Below are 5453 nucleotides of genomic sequence, written 5' to 3'. Positions count from 1 at the left end.
GTTACAAACAATACTAAACGCTCAAATCCTAAACCGAAACCTGCGTGAGTTGCCGATCCAAATCTTCTAGTGTCTAAATACCAGTATAATTCTTCTTTGTCAATTCCAAGTTTTTCCATTTTCTCAACTAGAACATCATAACGCTCTTCTCTTTCAGAACCACCAACGATTTCTCCAATTCCTGGGAAAAGGATGTCCATTGCGCGAACAGTTTCTCTTCCTGGTTCTGTGTTGTCGTTCAAACGCATGTAAAACGCTTTAATGTTTGCTGGGTAATCGTATAAAATTACTGGACATTTAAAGTGTTTTTCAACCAAGAAACGTTCGTGTTCTGATTGTAAATCAGCTCCCCATTCGTTGATTAAATATTGGAATTTCTTCTTTTTATTTGGAGTTGAATCTCTTAAAATGTCAATTGCTTCTGTATAAGAAACACGTTTGAAGTTGTTTTCTAAAACAAAGTTCAATTTCTCTAACAAAGCCATTTCGCTTCTTTCTGCCTGCGGTTTTGATTTTTCTTCTTCAAGAAGTCTTCCTTCTAAGAAAGCTAAATCGTCTTTACAGTTGTCTAAAGCATATTTGATTACGTACTGAATAAAATCTTCAGCCAAATCCATGTTGTCGTCAAGGTCGTTGAAAGCAACTTCAGGCTCGATCATCCAGAATTCTGCCAAGTGACGAGAAGTGTTTGAATTCTCAGCTCTAAACGTTGGTCCAAAAGTATAAATCTGACCCAAAGCCATTGCAAAAGTTTCACCTTCTAATTGTCCAGAAACTGTTAAGTTCGTGTGTTTTCCAAAGAAATCTTTTTTGAAATCAATGTTTCCTTCTTCATTTTTTGGAAGGTTATCCAAAGGCAATGAAGTTACTTGGAACATTTCTCCAGCGCCTTCAGCATCAGCTCCAGTGATAATTGGAGTGTTTACGTAAACGAAACCTTTTTGTTGGAAATAACTGTGAACTGCATAAGATAAAACCGAACGTACACGCATAATTGCACCAAAAGCATTTGTACGTACACGTAAGTGAGCGTTTTCACGTAAAAATTCTAAAGAGTGTTTTTTAGGCTGCATTGGGAATTTCTCAGCATCAGAATCTCCAAGGATTTCAAGTTTGTTCACCTGAATTTCGTATTTCTGACCTGCACCTTTACTTTCAACCAAAGTTCCAATTACAGAAACTGCTGCTCCAGTTGTGATTCTTTTTAAAGTCTCTTCTGGTGTATTTTCAAAATCAACAACACATTGAATATTATTAATGGTAGAACCGTCATTTAAAGCGATAAACTGATTATTTCTAAAAGTTCTCACCCATCCTTTTGCATTCACTTCCTGTAACGTCGTCGTACTGTTTAATAAGTCTCTAACTTTTGTGTGTTTCATTTTTATATATAATTGATATTAAATAATATTCGTTTTGAACAACTGCAAATATAATCGATAATAATTAATTTTTGAAGCTGTTTCCCGCTCTTCGCTATATCTTTCTATTTTTAAAGGAAAAATAGAAAGGATGCCGCTACGATCGAGGCTAGGGTTTTTGGTTTCAAAAGAAGCAATTTCTCTTGTTTTGTCATTTCGACGAAGGAGAAATCTTCGTAAGAAACTCGACAAAGTTATGAATTACTATGCGGAGCTACTTGCGGAGATTTCTCCTTCGTCGAAATGACAATATTGTGGCAAATCTTTGTCGAGCTTCGTGTGAGATTCCTCGTTCCTCGGAATGACAAACTGTGCTACTATCTTTCTTTGTCAAAGTTTAAAACTTTGACAAAGATTTATGTTTTTTAAATTCGTGCCAATTCGTGGAATTAGTGGCAAATAAAAAATTATTTCTCTAAATTCTCCAATTCTTCTTTCTTCGTTTTCTTCTTTTCAAAAGTTAAAACCAACGATGGTAAAACAACCAAGTTAGCAAACATCGCAAAAACCAAAGTACAAGAAATTAATCCTCCTAAAGCAATTGTTCCGCTGAAGCTTGATAAAGTAAAAGTGGCAAAACCTAAAATCAAAACGATAGAAGTGTAGAATGTACTTACTCCAGTTTCTCTTAAAGCACTGAAAACAGATTTTTTTACTTTTCCTTTATTTTGAGTCAATTCATCTTTGTATTTCGCCATAAACTGAATGGCATTATCAACTGAGATTCCGAAAGCGATACTGAATACCAAAATCGTTGAAGGTTTTAACGGAATTCCGAAATAACCCATTAATCCCGAAGTAATGCAAAGCGGTAAAATATTCGTAATCAAAGAAGCGGCTACCATTTTGAACGAACGGAATAAATACAGCATTAAGATTGCAATAGTTAAAATCGCAAACAATAATGACTCAATTAAGTTATGCGCCAAATAAGTTGTTCCTTTCTGGAAAACTAGAGCTTTTCCTGTAATCGTAACTTCGTAGCGGTCTTTTGGGAAAATTTCGTCAATTTTCTTGCGAAGTTTTCCTTCTACTTTTGCCATTTCATCTGTTCCGATATCTTTCATGAAAGTCGTGATTCTAGCATATTGTCCAGTCGAATCAACGTAAGCTTTCATTAAATTTTCTTTGCTGTTTTTCGTCGCATTTTTAGCATAACTTAAAATAAAAGTCTGCTCTTGCGAAGTCGGTAATTGGTAATATTCTGGGTTTCCGTTATAGAAAGCCTGTTTAGAATATTTTACCAAGTTTACTATAGAAACTGGTTTTGCTAATTCTGGAATTTCAGAAATCGTATTCTGCAATTCATCCATTTTGCGAATAGTCGAAGCTTTCATAACACCTTTTTTCTTTTTGGTATCCACCATAATTTCAAGAGGCATTACTCCGTTAAATTCCTTTTCGTAAAATAAAATATCTTTAAAGAAAGAAGCGCTTTTCGGCATTTCGCCAATCAAACTTCCCGAAACTTTCATTTGTCTAACTCCATTCAAACTCACAACAAATAGAACCGCATAAATGCAGTATACAATTGTCTTTTTGCCTTTAACAATAGTTGTAACTGTATTTAAAAGTGTCGAAATATAAGTTTTGTCTAAGTGGTATAAATGTTTCTCTTTTGGCAAAGGCATAAAACTGTAAATAATTGGCACGATGAAAAGTGTCAAAGTATAAACAGAAAGCACATTGATAGAAGTTACCAATCCGAATTCAAAAAGAAGTTCGTTTCCTGTAATCATCAAAGTAGCAAAACCAATTGCAGCAGTTAAATTGGTCATAAAAGTCGAATGTCCAATTTTTGAAATAACGCGTTGTAATGCTTTTGCTTGATTGTTATGCAGTTTAATTTCTTGCTGGTATTTATTAATCAAGAATATACAGTTTGTAATTCCGATTACAATAATTAGCGGCGGAATTATAGCTGTTAAAATCGTGATTTTATATCCGAATAATCCAAGCGTTCCAAACGACCAAGTTACACCAACAATCAAAATACAGATTGAAATAAACGTAGCTCTAAACGAACGGAAGAAGAAAAAGAAAATCAGTGAAACGGTCAATAAAGACGCTCCAATAAACAATCCGATTTCACCTTTCATATTATCTGCATTGATCGTTCTGATGTACGGCATTCCCGAAACTTTCAAATCAATTCCGGTTGTTTTTTCGAATTTATTGATTTTCGGAACTAGATTTTCTAGGATAAACGTTTTTCTGTTAGCAGTATTAACCAAATTTTTATTGATGTAAACTGCAGAGCGAATACTTCCGCTTTCTTTATTGAACAAAAGACCTTCATAGAAAGGTAAATTATTGAATAATTCATGCTGAATGCCTTTTAAATAAGTAGGATCCAGAACTTTGCTTTGATCAATAAAAGGCGCTAAAACAAATTTTTCGTTAACAGTATCTTTTTCAAGCTTTTTCAAATCGTTTAAAGAAACTACTAAATCAACTTCTTTAGATTTTTTCAAACCTGTCATCAATTCATTCCATGCGGCGTAGTTTTTTGGAGTAAAGAATTTAGGATCTTTAAAACCAATAACGATAAGATTTCCTTCCTCACCAAACTTATCAAGGAATTTTTGATAATCTTTATTTGCAATATGATCTTTTGGAAGCAAGTTAGCTTCTGTATAAGTCATAGCAAGATTCTTCCACTGATAACCAAAGAAAAGAGTCAAAGCAGAAAGTATAACTAGAATCGTAATTCTGTTTTTAAGTATGATTCGGGCTAATTTTTCCCAAAATCCAACTTGAATAGTGTTTTTCATAACATCTTTAAAAAATGGATGCAAATGTAGTGAAAAGTGCTCGAAATCATAAATATTCCTTTCTATTTTACTTTATGTTAACACAAAATATATCATCTTTAAAATGGGACAATTTGCTTGCTTTTTGTCGATTAGTCGTTAGCTTTTCTCATATTTGCAATTAATTTCGAATAATAGCGAAATAAATTTGAATCTTTATTTTTTGCAAATTCTCATGCAGATTTGACAGATTACAGCAGATTAGATTTTCTATTTTCCTTAAAACTCAGTACAAATGGATTCAAAACAGATTAAATTTCTAACTATTGCCATAAGTTTACTTTTACTTTTTATTTCATTAACACAAGATGCAATTGTTGTAAATTATAGTGGCGAAGTAAGAAACGATTCGGCTTTAGGATATTTCTTGATTGGTGCAATAGCTTTTTTGGGTGGCGGATTATTTGAAGAAATTATTTGGTTGGCCAATCCATTATGTCTTTTGGCTATTATATATTTCCTGAAAAATAATGAAAAAGCAGTTCTTTTGAGTTTAATTGCGTCTGGATTAACTATTTCTTTTGCTTTTTGGAGTGAAATTTTAGGAGCTGAAAGTGGTGCAATGGCCAAGATTGTTTCATTTGGATTAGGATATTATTTGTGGGCATCAAGTATTTTGGTGCTAACAACCGGAATTTTGCTTAATTATAAAATGTCATTAAAAGAAAGTTTACAATCTTAAAAACATGCAAAATAATAATACCATAACGTTTATTTTTCTAGCAATTCTTTTGCTTTTAATTGTCATCATTTGTTTTATGATTTATCAATTAATGCAAACCAAAAAAGCAAAAGACGATGCCGAAAAAAGCTTTTATGCTTTAGAATCTAAGGTAAACGATTTGCAATTAGAAAATTTAGAATCCAAACTAAACCCGCATTTATTTAAGAACATTCTAAACTCTATTCAGTCGCACGCTTATCAGACTTATTTTGCTTTGGATAAATTGGCCAATGTTTTGGATTATATTCTTTACGAAAGCAAAAAAAAGTTTGTAACTGCAAAAGAAGAAATTGATTTTGCATTGAATTTGATCGAAATCAATAAAATCAAAATCAGTCCGCTTTTTGAGCTGAAAGTCAAAACTAATATTAATCAAGAAGACAAATTGTACGATCAGCCTTTACTGGCACCTTTAATTTCTATTGATTTAATTGAAAATGCTTTTAAACATGCAGATTTACAAAGTGCAGATGCCTTTATTTCGGTAGTTTTTGA

The 5453-nt window shown here is 32.7% G+C and carries 4 protein-coding genes; 2 read left to right on the top strand and 2 right to left on the bottom strand.

Annotation, left to right across the window (positions count from 1 at the left end; all coding sequences use genetic code 11):
* On the bottom strand, nt 1-1382 hold a 1382-nt coding region (gene asnS, locus B3J44_RS18920; protein WP_286970540.1), incomplete at its 3' end, for an asparagine--tRNA ligase.
* Nucleotides 1383-1828: 446 nt separating this feature from the next.
* Complete coding sequence (locus B3J44_RS18915) at nt 1829-4195, bottom strand: efflux RND transporter permease subunit (RefSeq protein ID WP_198855418.1); 2367 nt, start codon at nt 4193-4195, stop codon at nt 1829-1831.
* A gap of 274 nt (nt 4196-4469) precedes the next feature.
* Between B3J44_RS18915 and B3J44_RS18910 the strand changes: the two genes are divergently transcribed.
* Nucleotides 4470-4916 (top strand): hypothetical protein, encoded by a 447-nt coding sequence (locus tag B3J44_RS18910; protein WP_286970528.1) that lies wholly within the window; start codon nt 4470-4472, stop codon nt 4914-4916.
* A gap of 4 nt (nt 4917-4920) precedes the next feature.
* A partial coding sequence (locus tag B3J44_RS18905; RefSeq protein ID WP_286970526.1) for a histidine kinase occupies nt 4921-5453 on the top strand: 533 nt, incomplete at its 3' end.

Source organism: Flavobacterium sp. UBA4854 (genome assembly GCF_002399805.1).
Lineage (GTDB): Bacteria > Bacteroidota > Bacteroidia > Flavobacteriales > Flavobacteriaceae > Flavobacterium > Flavobacterium ginsengisoli.
This window is presented reverse-complemented; position numbering and strand designations above follow the sequence as displayed.